Annotated in this window: 14 protein-coding genes; 9 read left to right on the forward strand and 5 right to left on the reverse strand. The window is 71.1% G+C overall.

Annotation, left to right across the window (positions count from 1 at the left end):
• The first annotated feature begins 100 nt into the window (after positions 1-100).
• Genes CWOE_RS10125 through CWOE_RS10140 form a run of 4 tightly spaced genes read left to right on the forward strand, consistent with a single transcriptional unit; the run spans position 101 to position 2,987 of the window.
• The gene (locus CWOE_RS10125) at positions 101-808 is read left to right on the forward strand and encodes an amidohydrolase family protein (protein WP_160165498.1); all 708 of its coding nucleotides are present in this window, start codon (positions 101-103) and stop codon (positions 806-808) included.
• Between the two features lie 33 nt (positions 809-841).
• The gene (locus CWOE_RS10130) at positions 842-1,744 is read left to right on the forward strand and encodes a polysaccharide deacetylase family protein (RefSeq protein ID WP_012933510.1); all 903 of its coding nucleotides are present in this window, start codon (positions 842-844) and stop codon (positions 1,742-1,744) included.
• Positions 1,745-1,761: 17 nt separating this feature from the next.
• Positions 1,762-1,995 carry a hypothetical protein gene (locus tag CWOE_RS10135; protein ID WP_049793225.1) on the forward strand — a complete coding sequence of 78 codons (234 nt, stop codon included), beginning with the start codon at positions 1,762-1,764 and terminating at the stop codon, positions 1,993-1,995.
• Positions 1,992-2,987 (forward strand): CobW family GTP-binding protein, encoded by a 996-nt coding sequence (locus tag CWOE_RS10140; protein ID WP_012933512.1) that lies wholly within the window; start codon positions 1,992-1,994, stop codon positions 2,985-2,987. Before CWOE_RS10135 ends, CWOE_RS10140 begins: the two co-directional genes overlap by 4 nt.
• Positions 2,988-3,016: 29 nt before the next feature.
• Here the strand turns inward: CWOE_RS10140 and CWOE_RS10145 are convergent, their stop codons facing one another.
• Positions 3,017-3,628 (reverse strand): TetR/AcrR family transcriptional regulator, encoded by a 612-nt coding sequence (locus tag CWOE_RS10145; protein ID WP_012933513.1) that lies wholly within the window; start codon positions 3,626-3,628, stop codon positions 3,017-3,019.
• 205 nt (positions 3,629-3,833) lie between these two features.
• Here CWOE_RS10145 and CWOE_RS10150 point away from each other — a divergent pair, with 205 nt between their 5' ends.
• Both CWOE_RS10150 and CWOE_RS10155 read left to right on the forward strand, forming a co-directional pair.
• Positions 3,834-5,009, forward strand: a complete 1,176-nt coding sequence (locus tag CWOE_RS10150) for a sugar ABC transporter substrate-binding protein (RefSeq protein ID WP_012933514.1) — start codon at positions 3,834-3,836, stop codon at positions 5,007-5,009.
• An 8-nt stretch (positions 5,010-5,017) separates the two neighbouring features.
• Complete coding sequence (locus CWOE_RS10155) at positions 5,018-5,938, forward strand: alpha/beta hydrolase (RefSeq protein WP_012933515.1); 921 nt, start codon at positions 5,018-5,020, stop codon at positions 5,936-5,938.
• A gap of 435 nt (positions 5,939-6,373) precedes the next feature.
• On the opposite strand, the gene CWOE_RS10160 is transcribed toward CWOE_RS10155, so the two are convergent.
• A complete protein-coding gene (locus CWOE_RS10160; protein ID WP_012933516.1) occupies positions 6,374-6,901 on the reverse strand; it encodes a hypothetical protein in 528 nt (175 codons plus the stop codon).
• A gap of 116 nt (positions 6,902-7,017) precedes the next feature.
• On the opposite strand from CWOE_RS10160, the gene CWOE_RS10165 reads away from it, so the two are divergent.
• Positions 7,018-7,608, forward strand: coding sequence for a hypothetical protein (locus CWOE_RS10165; protein ID WP_012933517.1), 591 nt, complete (start codon positions 7,018-7,020; stop codon positions 7,606-7,608).
• A gap of 139 nt (positions 7,609-7,747) precedes the next feature.
• Here the strand turns inward: CWOE_RS10165 and CWOE_RS10170 are convergent, their stop codons facing one another.
• Positions 7,748-9,211 carry a hypothetical protein gene (locus CWOE_RS10170; RefSeq protein ID WP_012933518.1) on the reverse strand — a complete coding sequence of 488 codons (1,464 nt, stop codon included), beginning with the start codon at positions 9,209-9,211 and terminating at the stop codon, positions 7,748-7,750.
• Here CWOE_RS10170 and CWOE_RS10175 point away from each other — a divergent pair.
• Positions 9,202-12,129 carry a LuxR family transcriptional regulator gene (locus CWOE_RS10175; protein ID WP_148260969.1) on the forward strand — a complete coding sequence of 976 codons (2,928 nt, stop codon included), beginning with the start codon at positions 9,202-9,204 and terminating at the stop codon, positions 12,127-12,129. The two genes, CWOE_RS10170 and CWOE_RS10175, sit on opposite strands and share 10 nt — an antisense overlap.
• A 7-nt stretch (positions 12,130-12,136) precedes the next feature.
• Here CWOE_RS10175 and CWOE_RS10180 read toward each other — a convergent pair whose 3' ends face one another.
• Both CWOE_RS10180 and CWOE_RS10185 read right to left on the reverse strand, forming a co-directional pair.
• Positions 12,137-12,568 (reverse strand): hypothetical protein, encoded by a 432-nt coding sequence (locus CWOE_RS10180; RefSeq protein ID WP_041730349.1) that lies wholly within the window; start codon positions 12,566-12,568, stop codon positions 12,137-12,139.
• A 30-nt stretch (positions 12,569-12,598) separates the two neighbouring features.
• A complete protein-coding gene (locus CWOE_RS10185; protein ID WP_012933521.1) occupies positions 12,599-13,252 on the reverse strand; it encodes a TetR/AcrR family transcriptional regulator in 654 nt (217 codons plus the stop codon).
• 66 nt (positions 13,253-13,318) lie between these two features.
• Here CWOE_RS10185 and CWOE_RS10190 point away from each other — a divergent pair, with 66 nt between their 5' ends.
• Positions 13,319-14,083 (forward strand): SDR family oxidoreductase, encoded by a 765-nt coding sequence (locus CWOE_RS10190; protein ID WP_012933522.1) that lies wholly within the window; start codon positions 13,319-13,321, stop codon positions 14,081-14,083.
• Positions 14,084-14,164 lie beyond the last annotated feature (81 nt).

The raw sequence follows: 14,164 nt of genomic DNA on the forward strand, positions 1-14,164 counted from the left end.
GATGAAGGCCACGCGCTACCAGGCGTCGCAGGCCCTCAGAGAGGGCTTCGTGGCGAGCGGCGTATGGAGCCGTCCGTACAGCGTCCCCGAGCTCCTCTCGATGCTCGACGAGGCCGGGGTGGACATCGGCCTGGTCTCCGCCCATACCGGCGGGGAGTGGTCGATCGACTACGAGTACGTCGCCGAGATGGTCGCCCAGGCACCTGATCGCCTGCGCGGCCAGGCCGGCATCGATCCGCGCGACATCGTCGGTGGCGTGCGGCGACTGGTGCACGCGGTCCGGGATCTCGGGTTCGTCGGGGCGCACAGCTATCCGCACTGGTTCGGCCTGCGTCCGGACGACCGCGCCTACTACCCGTTCTACGCCACGTGCGTCGAGCTCGACGTGCCGATCCAGATGCAGATCGGCAAGGCGTGGCAGACGACCCTTCGCAGCGTCGGCATGCCCGACGCCGTCGATCAGGTGGCGATCGACTTCCCCGGCCTGCGGATCGTGTGCCTGCACACGGGATATCCGTGGGAGCGCGAGCTGATCGCCGTCGCGTCGAAGCAGCCGAACGTCTTCATCGGCGCCGACTCCATCTATCCGGGCGACTGGTCTCCCGATCTCATCGCGTACCTCACGAACGTCTCGCCGCAGGAGGTGATGGCAGGGCGCGAGAAGGTCGTGTTCGGCAGCAACTACCCGGCCCTGAGCGGAAGCCCGGACATCCCCGAGCTGATCCGCACGATCGAGGCCCTCGGGCTCGACGCCATCACGATCGACCACCTGCTGAGCGCCAACGCCCGGCGGATCTACCGGCTCTGAGCGAGCCTCGACCATCATCGAACGGAGGACGGAATGGCAAAGGAAATCCTGTGTGCGTACGGCGTCGACGTGGACGCAGTCGCCGGTTGGCTCGGCTCGTACGGCGGTGAGGACTCGCCCGACGACATCTCGCGCGGCCTGTTCGCCGGTGAGGTCGGCAGTCCGCGTCTGCTGACGTTGTTCGAGCGGTACGACCTGCGGACCACGTGGTTCATCCCGGGCCATTCGATCGAGACGTTCCCCGAGCAGATGCAGGCCGTGGCCGACGCGGGCCACGAGATCGGTGTGCACGGCTACTCGCACGAGAACCCGATCGCGATGAGCCCGGAGCAGGAGGAGGAGGTGCTGCTCCACTGCATCGATCTCGTGCAGGGGCTGGCCGGGCGTCGCCCGACCGGATACGTGGCACCGTGGTGGGAGTTCTCGCCGGTCACGAACGAGCTGCTGCTCAAGCACGGAATCAAGTACGACCACAGCCTCATGCACGACGACTTCCACCCCTACCGCGTGCGCGTCGGGGACACGTGGACGAAGATCGACTACGCCGGGGCTGCCGCGGAGTGGATGCAGCCGCTCGTGCGCGGCGAGGAGACGGAGCTCATTGAGATCCCGGCGAACTGGTATCTCGACGACCTCCCGCCGATGATGTTCATCAAGAGCTCGCCCAACAGCCACGGGTTCGTCAGTCCGCGCACGCTCGGCGAGATGTGGATCGATCAATTCGACTGGGTCTACCGCGAGCACGACCACGCGGTGTTCACGATGACCATCCATCCCGACGTGAGCGGGCGGCCGCAGTCCCTGCTCATGCACGAGCGGATCATCGAGCACATCAACAGTCACGACGGCGTTCGGTGGGTCACGTTCGACGAGATCGCCGACGACTTCGAGCGCCGTCGGCCGTGGGGTGCCGCTGCGTGGGGTGCCGCCGCCTGATGTGCGGACTGTGCGGCATGTTCCACGAGCCGCACTGGGCCGAGGGCGACAGCAGCCGCCGCGAACGGGGCTTCCGGACCGCGGTCCTCGCCGACGTCCTCGCTCCGCATCGGCTCGGGGTGCGGGACTTCGGCGGCACTCGGTACATGGTGGCGGACGGCAAGGGCCGCACGGTGCTGGCCGACTCGCTGGACGCCGTGTGGGCGGCGGCCGAGCAGCTGCTCGGCCGCCCGGTCGATCCGCTCGCGTGACCGCCAGCGCCGCCCGGTCGAGCTCGGCCCCGGTCCTCCTCCTGACCGGTGCTCTCGGCAGCGGCAAGACGACGTTGCTGAGCCGGCTGGTGGACCACCCGGCGCTGGCGACGGCGGTCGTGATCGTGAACGAGCTCGGAGACGTCGTGATCGACCAGCACCTCGTGCGCGAGGTGGACGACAGCACGATGGTGCTCGGCTCGGGATGCATCTGCTGCTCACTCCGCGGCGACCTGGCTGCCGAGCTGCGCGATCTCCTCGTCCGGCGGAGCCGGGGGCAGCTCGCGCCGTTCGATCGCGTCGTCATCGAGACGACCGGCGTCGCCGATCCGGGCCCCGTGATCCAGACGCTGCTCGTCGATCCCCTGCTCCGGCACCGGTTCCCGCTCGAGCGCGTGGTGACGACCGTCGACGCCGTGAACGGACTCGCCGAGCGCGACGACGACGAGGTCTGGCTGCACCAGGTGATGGCGGCAGACCGATTGATCGTCACCAAGGGCGACGTGGCGGACGCCACGGCCGTCGAGCGAGCGGTGGCGCAGCTCAACCCGACGGCCGGCATCGCGCGCGCGACGCGAGGCGTCGTCGATCCGGACGTGCTCTTCGGCGGCGCCACGTCGTACCGGCGCGTGGCCGACGCGGTGCGGTCCGTGCCCGGCCACGGCACGGCCGTCACGTCGTTCACGGTCGAGCTGGATGAGCGGGTCGACTGGTCCGTGTTCGGCATCTGGCTGTCGATGCTGCTCCGCGCTCGCGGGAACGACATCCTGCGCGTGAAGGGTCTTCTCGACGTCGGCGGCGCCGGCCCGCTCGTGCTGAACGGGGTGCGGCACGTCGTGCACGGCCCGCAACACCTGCCCGAATGGCCTGTGGGGCACGATCGGGCGTCGCAGCTGGTGTTCATCACTCGGCGGGTGGCGCGCGACGAGATCGAGGCATCGCTCAGAGCGTTCTTGCGCCGCTACGGCCGGGCGTCCAGGCCGAGCAGCTGATCGCGGTCACGAGCGGCGGCAGCGACCGATCACGACCGTTCCCGCGAGACCACGGGATCGCCGGCCTGCTCGCGCAGGAGCGTGAGCGTCCCCTGCAGCGCACGGACGGCACGGTCGGTCTCGGCTGGCGAGCTGAAGCTGAGCTGGATGAGCACGAGGCCGGTGAGGGTCGCGAGGACCATGTGCGTGATCGCCGGGTCGGCCGCGATCCCGACCCGCTCGAGCGCTGCTTCGGTGGCGGCGAGGTAGCGCTCCCAGTGCCGCTTGGAATCGCTGCGCAACTCGGGGTCCAGGCGGCCGTGGAGGTCGAGTGCGATCTGGAACGCCGCGAGATCGGGCTCGGCCGCGACGACGCGGCTGAGCCCGAGGGCGAACTCGTCGATGAGGACGTCCTCGTCCTCGAAGATCTGGCTGGCGACGGATTTGGCGGCGGCGTACGCGCGCGCCTCGGCGAGGAGGGCTTCGCGCTGACCGAAGTGGTAGTGCACGAGCCCGTGGGTGACGCCCGCCTGCTTGGCGACGCTGCGGTAACTCAGCGCTTCGTATCCGGACCGGGCGACGACCTCGATCGCGGCCTCCAGGAGCCGCTGACGGCCCGTCCGTTCCTCGTGTCCGCCGTTTGTGTCGGGCGCGTTTGCCATGGCCCGACCGTAGCGGACTGCTTCCGTTGGGTCACGGAAGGTCGCAGTTGACGTGCACTATCCGTAGCGGATAGTTTCTTATCCGGATCGACCAGGGCAGTTTGCGCCTGTGGCGACATGGGCCCGCGCGGAGAGCCGAATCGCCAGCGCCCCGGCGCACGACCGCGCAAACGCCCCACCACCCGTTCCACCGAGGAGGAGACCGATGACGAGAACGCTGTGGCGAGCCGGAGCGCTCGCCGAAGACGCCGCCGAGCGCGCGGATCGTGAGGGAGCCAGCAGCGCGCGCAGGCTCGTCTCGGCTCGTCGGGCCGGACTGGCAGCGCTCGCGCTGGCGGGGCTGGTCGTGGCCGGGTGCGGCTCGGGCGACAAGGGCAGCGGCGGTGGCTCGACCGCGGCGTCGACGTCGCAGCACGACAGGAAGATCGTCGTGGGCTACTCCGACCCTGTCGGATCGAATCAGGCCCAGCAGGCGGTCTATCGCGCGCAGAAGGAGGCGGCCAAGCAGCTGGGCTGGGAGATCGTGCACCTGGACGCGAACCTCTCGCCGTCCAAGCAGCTGTCGGACATCGATTCGATGATCTCGCGCAAGGTCGACGCGATCAACTCGTGGACGTTGGAAGAGGGCGCCGCCGACGCCGCCTACCGGCGGGCCGTGGAGGCGGGGATCGTGATCGTTGGGCAGTCGACCGCCTCGCCGTACATGAGCTCGACGGTGTGGCTCCAGCAGAATTACGGGTGCAGCCTCGCCAAGATGGGCGCAAAGTACATCGCCGACCGCCGCCCTGGTGCCAAGACGCTCGTCATCGGCGGCCCACCGGTGAAGGCGATCACCCACTACGCCCAGTGCTTTCTGGACGCGGCCAAGGCGGCCGGCCTCACCGTCCTCGACAAGAAGGACAACATGGCCGACACGGCGGCTGGATCGCAGCCCATCGCGGCGGCGATGGTCAACCAGCATCCTGACGTGGAGGCCGTCTGGACCTACAACGATCCGACGGCGCTCGGTGCCGGCAACGCGCTGAAGGCGGCGGGCAAGCAGGTCTGGCAGGAGGGCAAGAGCGACGACGGGGTGATCGTCATCGGGTCCAACGGCACCGAGGAAGGCATCCAGGGGATCAAGAGCGGGCTGATGACCGTCACCTACGACATGCACCCCGACGTGATCGGCACCCAGATCATCGCGGTGCTCGCCAAGCATTTCCGCGACGGTGTGCCCGCCAAGGACCTCCCGAAGAACGTCGTCGTCCCGACGACCAAATGGGACCTCTCGAACGTCGCTGACTACGTCGACCCCATGAAGCGCCCCATCAAGTTGGGCGCCGTGCTGGGCACTGGCGAGAACTCGGCCGGCCAGGGCGACCACGAGATCACGAGATGAGGAGCAACATGGCGCAAGAGATCGAGTTCCCCGTCGACGGCGGTCGGCTGAAGGGCCTGTTCTACGAACCGGCCACCGGGCAAGCGCCCTATCCGACGGTCGTCATGGCCAACGGATTCCGGGCGCCCAAGGAGATGGGCTGCACCACGTGGGCGCAACGGTTCGCGGAGGCCGGACTGGCGGTCCTGGTCTTCGACAACCGCTCGAGCGTCTACCACGACACGTTCGCCGCGTACGACGTCGATCCGGTCACGGAGACCCGCGACTTCCGCTGGGCGATCGACTACGCCCTCGCGCTGGATGCGGTGGACCCGGATCGGCTGGGGATCTGGGGCACGAGCATGACGGGCGGCTACGTCCTCCAGATCGCCGCGGTCGACCGCCGCGTCAGATGCGTGGTCTCCCAGGTCCCGATGCTCTCCGGATGGATGAACATCTCCCGGTTTGGGGACGCCGACGGATATCGCGACATGGTCGAGGCAGAGCGTCAGCGCCTCGTGCGGGGCGAGGATCCGACGGCGATCCGGATGACGTCGCCCGACCGCTCGGTCCCGTCCGCCTTCCCGTCGATGAGCGCCAACCGCTACTTCCACGACCAGCGGGACCAGCAGTCACCGCGGTTGGATTGGTGGGAGAACAAAGTCTCGATCCGCTCGATCGATTGGTACATGGAGCACGACGTGAATGTCTGGCTTCCGCGGATCAGCCCCACCCCGCTGCTGATGATCGTCGCCGACCACGACGATGGGTGCCCCACGGCCGAGTCGCTCAAGGCATACGAGCAGGCGCTCGAGCCGAAGCGCCTGGTCCTCATCAGGGGTGACCACTACACGCCGTACGTTGAGGACGTCGCCACCGCGAACGGCGCGGCGCGCGACTTCTTGGTCGAGCACCTGATGGCCTCGGCCGTGGCAACCGGAGACCAGTAGCGGGCCGCCGAGACACGCGAGGAAAGGACCAGCCCGTGCACGGCGGGGGATCCCGGCCGCCTTGGCCCGAGGGTGTGCGGGTCGGGGCGCAGAGCCTGGTCATCACCGTCGCGGCGAACCACCTCAACAAGGGAAAGGCATGGTTACAGCTGGACCATCATCGGCGGGATCGTCGAATGCTACGACCATCCGAGCGCGACCTGCGATGTGATCCATCTCGCGGAGACCTTGATGGGCTCGGACTCGTTTGACGATGCGCTCGCCACGGCGACCGCCGCGCTGGGTCTCGACTGAGAGTCGGCGCCCCTGTCGCGGGCCAGCCGGATGTGGGCGGGCGGTTGTCGCACCTCCCGCTTTTCGCGCCCACATCCCGTTGCGGCGATCCGGGACGACGCGGCGACACGATCGAAGCGCTGATCGCCGAGTTCGTCGCGCTCAGCGTTTGGTGCTCTTCTTTCTGAAGACGCAGGGCATCGCGCCGCTGACCGCGATGCCGACCTCTGTGTCGCCCTGGAGGAAGAACACGCCGCCGACCGAGATCGCCGCTCCCTTGGGGGCGAACACGATCGCTCCGCCGCCGGGGGCGCCCGGCACCGGAACGGTGCTGTCGTAGACCGTGCCCCCAGGCGCACGGACCACGACCTGCGACACGAGTTGGCCCGCCGTGCGCGGCAGCGGGTACTGCGCGCCGTAGCCTTTCCAGCGGGTCTCAGAGATGTCCACGGTCATCCGATACCGGCCGTTGGGTGACGTGGCCGTCGCGAAGAATCCCCCGCCGAAACGGTTGCAACGGGCGCGCTTGAACGTGGCGATCACCGGCTCGTCCGTACCGCCGGCCTGCCGTACATGAACGTCGCCGTAGTCTGTCGCCGGCTTGGGCTTCGCGACGCTCCCAGCGCTTCCGATCGCGAGGAGAGCCGCTGCGCCGCCGGCCACGGCGGTCGCGAGCGTGATGGGTCGCATGGGGGCGACGCTACCAGAGGGCAGAAGCACGTCGGGCGCCTCCGGGCGGCCGTGCGCAGTAGGCTTGCCGCGTGATGCTCCGACATGCGGTGCGAATCGCGTTCTCAGGTGCCCTGATGGCATCGCTCCTGCTCGTGCCGTCGGCCGCTTCGGCGGCCAAGGCCAAGCGCTTCCACATGCAGACCGGCTTCGTCCTCGTGGCGCTGAACAACTCGCCATGGTCGGTCGGCAACGGCGTGCGGGCGCCCGAATGCACGGGCATCGGCAAGCCCCGCCGCGACGCGGCGTTCCAATCGACGTGGTCGTCGTTCCGTTGCACCGTGGTCGATGTCGCCGGCGGCGCGGCGCGCGGCGTGGCGCTCGTCAAGCCGGTGGGACCGGAGGCCGTGAGCGTCGTACGGGCAATCAGCGGCAACCCGCCGCCCGACCGGCCGCTCGGGAAGATCCCGAAGGGCAAGGGGCGCACGCGCAGCTCCGACGTGGCGGCCCGCCTGGCGAAGTCGGATTGGGCCAAGACCCACGACTACCTGGGGGCGGTCTGCTACGGCGTCGGGCCGTTTGACGCACAGGTCGGCATCGACACGGCCGGCGCGTACTTCGGCGCGTTCGTCTGCCGCATCACGGTGGGCGGGGGCGCGCCGAGCAGCGTGCTGCTCGTCGAGACGTCGGGCAAACGCTCGGTGCGCGTCACGCGCACGCTCGTCTGAGGCCGACCGGCGGCCCGAGGCCGTCTTCCGGCTCCGACGCCTGCCCACGGCTGCTACCTTCCCGCCGCTTCGTCGATCAGAGCCCCAGCAGGCAGCCGGCGAGTTTCGTGTCCGGGATGCCGACGAGCGGCGACAACCATCAGGTGTCGCAGACGGTGATCGATGCCGGGACGGTGCGTCCGCTGATCACTCCGCCGCCGTCGCGCGCGGACGCGTGCGCTTGGACGGCGATGCGCGTCGCCGGTGCTGCGGCGGCGGGCACCGTCAGCGTCTGACGGAACGGCGCCGAGCTGTCGACGCGGGGAGGCTGCCCGGGGATGCGGAATCGGACACGGTGGACGCGGGCCGAGCCGCCGCCTCGCCGGCTCCAGCGCAGCGTTGCGATGAACCGCTGGCCGGCGACCACGCAGTCGCGCGGTACGCGCAGGTCGTAGTGCAGCCGTGCATCGGATCGGCGCACCGTGCGCAGCGGCCCGCGGTACGCCTCCGCGACGGCAGGTGGCAGAGCGGCGACCCGCATCGCGCTCGACGCTCCGCGCCACACGGCAAAGCCGCTCCCACCCGGACCGGCCGCCACCTCCGGGTCAGCGAACGGCTCGTCCCTGGCGAGGAGGGCGGGCGGGCTGAAGACACCGCCGCCGGTCCCGCTGCGGGCGTAGCGCAGCCGTCCTCCGTAGGAGGACAGCTTCCACACGAGCGCCAGGGCCCCGGCGGCATTCTGCGCCAGGTCCGGCTCGTCGGCACCGCCGCCGCGGACGATGTCGCTGCCCCCGTCGAATGTGCGAGCCGCGGCGTCGTAGCGGTGGATCCGCACGACGTTGCCGCCGCCGGTGCGCCGGTAGGCGAGCTGCAGGCCGCTGGGCCCGCTCGCCAGGGAGCCCTCGCCGGAGGCGGACTCGCCACCGGCGACGGGCTGGCCCAGGAGCCAGTTGGAGGCGACGTCGATGGCGCTCGCGGCTTCCGCGCCCGCGTAGAGCGCGAACTGCATCCGTGATTGGTCGCTGGAGATGTGGACGAGCTGGTCGGATCGTGGAGCCGGCGCGACGGCCGGCGAGGCGACGGTCGGCGAGGTCGTCACGGTGATGGGCGGCGCGTCCAGCGGGGCGTCGCCGAGTGCGAGGAGCTTGCTGATGCCGACGGTGACGATGGTGTCGGTGGCCGGCAGGAACGCGCCCTGGCCCGCGGCGACCAGACCGCGGCCGCGCTCGACCGGCGAGGCGAAGCTCTGGCCGCGGTCCGCCGAGGTCCACACGAACGTCCGGTTCGACACGCCGCCCGCGCCGCAGTTCCAGCAGCTCGCTACGAGGACGACCCGCTCGTCGGAGGGGACGAAGACCTGCGGGACCGCGTGGGTGGCCTGGGCGCCCGCGCCGCCGGGGAACGCCAGCGCGTCCGTGCGCTCGCACGCGCCGCCGTCGCGGGCAACCCGGCAGTACGCGAGGCCGTCTGCGCGGTCCTCGGTCAGCCACACGACGTGCCCAGTGCCGTCGGCGCCGACCGCCACCTGTGCGTCGTGGCCCGTTCCAGCGGTGAACGGCGCCGCCTCGGCAGACCCGGAGAACATCAAGACGAGGACGGCGGCGAGCAGGCAGCGTGAGATCATGGGGCGACCGTAGACACGCTGTCGCGCGCTGTCATCGGGGAGGCACCCTGGGATCGCCCGGCCGCTGGCCTGCGATGATCCGCGGCGTGGGGGTCCCGGCGGACACGCTCGAGGCAAGTCCGCTGGAGCGGGAGAACGAGTTTGCGGCGCTGGAGGCGCGTGTGCGTGCGGCGGTCGAGCGTGGCGTCGGCTCCGTGCTCGTCGTGACCGGGCCGGCCGGCGCCGGCAAGACGACGCTGCTCGGCGCGCTGGCCAGCAGCGCTGCACCGCGGCTGCGCGTGCTGAACGCCACGGGCGCTGATGTCGAGTGCGACCTGCCGTTCGGCGTCGTGCGCCAACTCGTCGAGCGTCCGGTGCTGGCGCTTCCGGCGGCGGCTCAGGCCGAGCTGCTCGCCGGTCCGGCCTCGGCCGTGCGGGCGCTGCTGAACGGCCCCGTCGACGCGCCGGTCGACAGTGCGGCGGCGATCGCGCACGGTCTCTACTGGTTGCTGGCCCGGCTGACCGACCAGCAGCCTGTCTGCGTGCTCGTCGATGACGCGCACTGGTGCGACGCCGAGTCGATGGACGCGCTCACCTACGTCGCACGCCGCGCCGACGGCCATCCGCTGGTGCTCGTCGTGGCCACCCGTGACGACGAGCCCGACGCGCACGCCTGGAGTCGGCTCCACGCCATCGAGTCGACCGCCGTGCTGCGTCCCGCACCGCTGAGCGCCGAGGCGAGCGCCCGGCTCGTCAGCAGCTTCATGGCCGCGCCCGCCAGCGCCCCGTTCGCCAGCGCGTGTCATCGCCTGACTGCGGGCAACCCGCGCCTGCTGGTCGAGCTGCTTGCCACCTGCCGCGACATGGCCATCGCCCCCGACGCTGCGGGTGCGGCTGCCATTGCCACGATCGCGCCGGAGCGGCTCGGGACGATGGTCCTCGAGCGGATCGCGCGACTCGGCGACCACGCGCTGGCGCTGTCCCGCGCGGTCGCGGTCCTCGAGCACGGGCGCATGTCGGACACGGCGGCGGTGGCACTGCTCGACGCCGTCGACGCCGAGCATGCCGCCCGCCGGCTCGTCGATGGGGCGCTCCTCCTCGACGAGCTGCCGCTGCGGTTCGTCCATCCGCTCACCGGCGCGATCGTGCTGGGCCAGCTCGGCAGCGCCGAGCGCGACGGCGCGCACCGTCGCGCCGCCGCGGTGCTCGCGTCGCACGACCGCGACGCTGCTGCCCTGCATCTCTTGCGCTGCGAGCCTGCGGGGGAATCGTGGGCGGCGGAGACGCTGCGCGACGCCGCCCACGCTGCGCTGCGCCGGGGCACGCCGGCCGCCGCGGTCCGGCTGCTCGATCGAGCGCTCGCCGAAGGCGGGCAGGGCACGGCGATCCGCGCCGAGCTCGCGGGTGCGCTCCTCGCCGCGGGCGACCCGCGCGCCGTCGAGGAGCTGCACTGGGCGGTGCGCGCCTGCCGGGACGATCCGTCGCGACGAGCGGCGCTCGTCGCCCAGCTCGCGCTGGCGCAGTTCACCACCGGGGACGTCGCCGCATGCACGCGCACCCTGCGTGCCGCGCTCGACGACCTCGCGCCACTGGATGATGGCGGCGGCGTGGGTGGCATCGAAATCGTGGCGACCGCTGCGCTGCTGCCCCAGGGCGATCAGACGTTGCGCGCGGCTGCCGTGCTGCGGGCGCGATCGATGACCGGCGATCCGCGCCTCGGGGCGATCGCGGCGATCGATCGGGTCTGCCGCGGCGAACCGGCGTCAGAGACGACGCCAGGGGCGGCGGCACGGCTTCGCGAGCTCGTCGGGTCGGCCGGCGGCGACGTCGCCCCGGCCTTCCACGTGCTCGTCTGGGCGCTGGCGTGCTACGACGAGGTCGATGTCGCCTCTGACGCGCTCGAGCACGCCTTCGACGTCGCCCGCGAGCACGGATCGCGCCTGCGCTACGGGATGGCGTGCTACCTCCGAGCGTGGACACGATGGTGTCGCGGTGACCTGCTTGGTGTGCTCGCGGATGTCGACGAAACCCTCGCCTTCGCGGCAGAGGGGGGCGCGATCGCGGTGCCGAACATGCTCTGGGAGCAGGCCGAGTGCCGGCTCGCCCGCGGCAACGTTGCGGGATGCGCCGCAGCGCTGGACGCGGGGTTCGCCGCCGTCGACTCGACCCGGTGGGAGTTGGCGGGCGCGTGGCTCCGTCACGGGCGCGCGGGGCAGCTCCTGCGTGCGGGCGAGCCCGTCGGGGCACTGCGCGAGGCGCTCGCGGCGGGCGAGCTCTTCTCGTCGATGGACATGCCCAGCCCGGCTGTCGTGGACTGGCGGGGGCGGGCTGTGCGCGCCGCGGTGGCCGTCGGCGAGCTCGACCGGGCGCGGGCGATCGCTGCCGACGGCGTGACGCGCGCCGAGGTGATCGGCACGCCTCGCACGCTGGCGCTCGCTGGCCTCGCGGACGCGCTCACGCACGACGGCGACGCGCGCGTCGAGCGCCTGCAGGCGGCCGCCCTGCACGCAGCCGCCGGTCCGAGCCCGCTCGTCCGAGCGGAGGTCCTGCTCGAGCTCGGCCGCGCGCTCCGTCACCAGCGCCGTCCGAGCGACGCCCGAACGCCGCTGCGCCAAGCGATCGACCTCACGCGGGCCGCCGGCGCGACCGCCTTGGCCGCAGAGGCGCTCTCAGAGCTTGAGGCCACGGGCGCCCGACGCCGCCGTGAGCCCGCATGGGGGGTGGAGTCGCTGACGCCGCGAGAGCACGAGCTCGCTCAGCTCGCCGCGCGCGGCCTGACCAATACGCAGATCGCCGAGCGTCTGTTCATCACGCGCAAGACGGTGGAGACCCACATGTCGGCGGTGTTGCGCAAGCTCGAGATCGGCTCGCGCCAGGAGCTGAACGTGCTCCTGTCGGGTCCGGAGGACCGACGCGAAGCCACGACACTTGACCGGTGATCGCAGCTCACGCGCAGCGGCGCAGCGTGCGTACCTCACGGGCGGTGGGCGGCCCGTCGTCGTCGCCGGCGACCACGACGTTGCCGAAGCGCGTCACCGGGATGTCCCCGGCGCCGAGCCGTTGCAGGAAGCGCTCATAGCGCCTCGCCGCGCGCTTGGCCGCCGGCACGCTGCGCCCGAGGTAGACGTCGGCGACGTGGTCGCTGGGCCATACGACGAACCCGGCGTAGGTCGCCCCCGGGATCTCGAGCCCCAGGCGCGGGTCGCCGCTGGGAGGGGCCTCGCCTTCGCTTCCGAACATGAGCCCGATCCGCTCGACGCACCGTTGCAGGCTGGGCTTGCTCGTGAGCTCGGCGGCGACGACGGTCGGGACCCAGACGGCAAGGAGGGCCGCGACGAGCGCGGTCGCGGCGATCTGATGCGATTGGCGGCGTTCCATTCGGATCACCATGGCTGAGACCCGAGCGGGTTACATCGTGGTGGCACCCTGATCCTCAGGGGTGGGGTCGATGACGTTGTCGCCGAAGGCTGCGGCGAGTGCCTGTCCGATCAGGTCGGGCAGCTCGGCTCTTCCGTCGCTCTCAGCCCAGCGCACCAATGCCGTGTGCATGGCGGCCAGGCAGGCGCTGGCCGCCGCATGGGCGTGGAACGCCGTGTCCGGGTCGCCGCCATCGTCTCCGAGGGCGTCGACGATCGCCTGCTGGAGCGCGTAGTTGCTGTCCAGGTGCTTGGCTCGCAGGGCCGGCGTCGAGATCATGAGCTGCACGCGAGCGAGCAGGAACTGCTCGTCGGTCGTCAGGTCGTCACCCGGGTCGCGGCCGGTCAGTCTCGCGGCCGACTCGATCAGCGCGGCGCCGATGCGGCGGACCAGCGGCTGTGCTGTGGGCGACGCGGCGATCCGCTCGGCGACGAGCCGGTCGCGCTGGTCGAGGAGCACGAGGTCTTCCTTGGTGGGGAAGCTCCGATACACCGTCATCGGAGACACGCCCGCGGCGTCCGCGACGGCGGCGATGGTCGTGGCGTCGTAGCCGCGTTCGGTGAACAGCCGCACGGCGTGCGCCTGGATCGTGCGCTGCGTCTCGGCTCGTCGCCGCGCTCGCAAGCTCGAAGGCTGATCGGGCATCCGGTAGAGAATATCAGTGTGTTAGTGTCTACCGAACTGGTAGTTACTAACACAAGGTGGTTGAGCATGAGTGATCTGAGCGGCAGAACGGCTCTCGTGACCGGGGCCTCGCGCGGCATCGGACAGGCCATCGCGAGCAGGCTTGCGGCACAGGGCGCGACGGTCGTCGTGCACTTCGGCACCGACGAGGACGGTGCGGCGGCGACGGTCGACGAGATCGAGCGCGCCGGTGGGACGGCGCTCGCCGTTCGCGCTGAGCTGGGCGTGGACGATGACGTCGAGACGCTGTTCGCGGGAGTCGAGGCCGGCCTGGCCGGGCGGCCGCTCGACATCCTCGTCAACAACGCGGCGGCCGCGCCGGCAGGCCCGCTCGGAGCCACGACCCGCGCGGAGTTCGACCGCCTCTTCGCAGTGAACGTGCGAGCGCCGTACTTCATCGTCCAGCGCGCGCTGCCGCTGCTCCGCGACGGCGGCCGCATCATCACGATCTCGTCCGTGGCGACTCGCATGGCCAACCCCGCGCAGACGTCGTTCGCGATGACGAAGGGCGCGGTCGAGACGATGAGCATGACCCTCGCCAACGAGCTCGGCGTCCGGGGCATCACCGTGAACGCGGTCGCTCCCGGCGCCACCCGGACGGCGACCAACGGAGCGGTCTTCGAAGCGCCGGGCCTGGTCGAGCTGATCGCCGCGACGACGGCGCTCGACCGGCTGGGCGGGCCCGGCGACGTCGCCGACGTCGTCGCGTTCCTCGCCTCCGACGCTGCGCGCTGGATCACCGGCCAGGTGATCGACGCGAGCGGGGGCCTGTTCCTCGGCCCGCGCACCTGACCGTCAACCCGCCGTCGTGCGGCGCCTCCTGGAGTGGTCTCCACGCCTCGCCCGGATTGCTCGGCGAACGCGTCATCAACT

The organism is Conexibacter woesei DSM 14684 (assembly GCF_000025265.1).
Classification (GTDB): Bacteria; Actinomycetota; Thermoleophilia; order Solirubrobacterales; family Solirubrobacteraceae; genus Conexibacter; species Conexibacter woesei.

Excerpts from the sequence above, each read along its gene's own strand:
- CWOE_RS10125 (WP_160165498.1), top strand. The coding sequence starts at position 101 with ATGCTCGACGAGGCCGGGGTGGACATCGGCCTGGTCTCCGCCCATACC.
- CWOE_RS10130 (WP_012933510.1), top strand. The coding sequence starts at position 842 with ATGGCAAAGGAAATCCTGTGTGCGTACGGCGTCGACGTGGACGCAGTC.
- CWOE_RS10135 (WP_049793225.1), top strand. The coding sequence starts at position 1,762 with ATGTTCCACGAGCCGCACTGGGCCGAGGGCGACAGCAGCCGCCGCGAA.
- CWOE_RS10145 (WP_012933513.1), bottom strand. The coding sequence starts at position 3,628 with ATGGCAAACGCGCCCGACACAAACGGCGGACACGAGGAACGGACGGGC.
- CWOE_RS10150 (WP_012933514.1), top strand. The coding sequence starts at position 3,834 with ATGACGAGAACGCTGTGGCGAGCCGGAGCGCTCGCCGAAGACGCCGCC.
- CWOE_RS10155 (WP_012933515.1), top strand. The coding sequence starts at position 5,018 with ATGGCGCAAGAGATCGAGTTCCCCGTCGACGGCGGTCGGCTGAAGGGC.
- CWOE_RS10160 (WP_012933516.1), bottom strand. The coding sequence starts at position 6,901 with ATGCGACCCATCACGCTCGCGACCGCCGTGGCCGGCGGCGCAGCGGCT.
- CWOE_RS10165 (WP_012933517.1), top strand. The coding sequence starts at position 7,018 with ATGGCATCGCTCCTGCTCGTGCCGTCGGCCGCTTCGGCGGCCAAGGCC.
- CWOE_RS10170 (WP_012933518.1), bottom strand. The coding sequence starts at position 9,211 with ATGATCTCACGCTGCCTGCTCGCCGCCGTCCTCGTCTTGATGTTCTCC.
- CWOE_RS10180 (WP_041730349.1), bottom strand. The coding sequence starts at position 12,568 with ATGGAACGCCGCCAATCGCATCAGATCGCCGCGACCGCGCTCGTCGCG.
- CWOE_RS10185 (WP_012933521.1), bottom strand. The coding sequence starts at position 13,252 with ATGCCCGATCAGCCTTCGAGCTTGCGAGCGCGGCGACGAGCCGAGACG.
- CWOE_RS10190 (WP_012933522.1), top strand. The coding sequence starts at position 13,319 with ATGAGTGATCTGAGCGGCAGAACGGCTCTCGTGACCGGGGCCTCGCGC.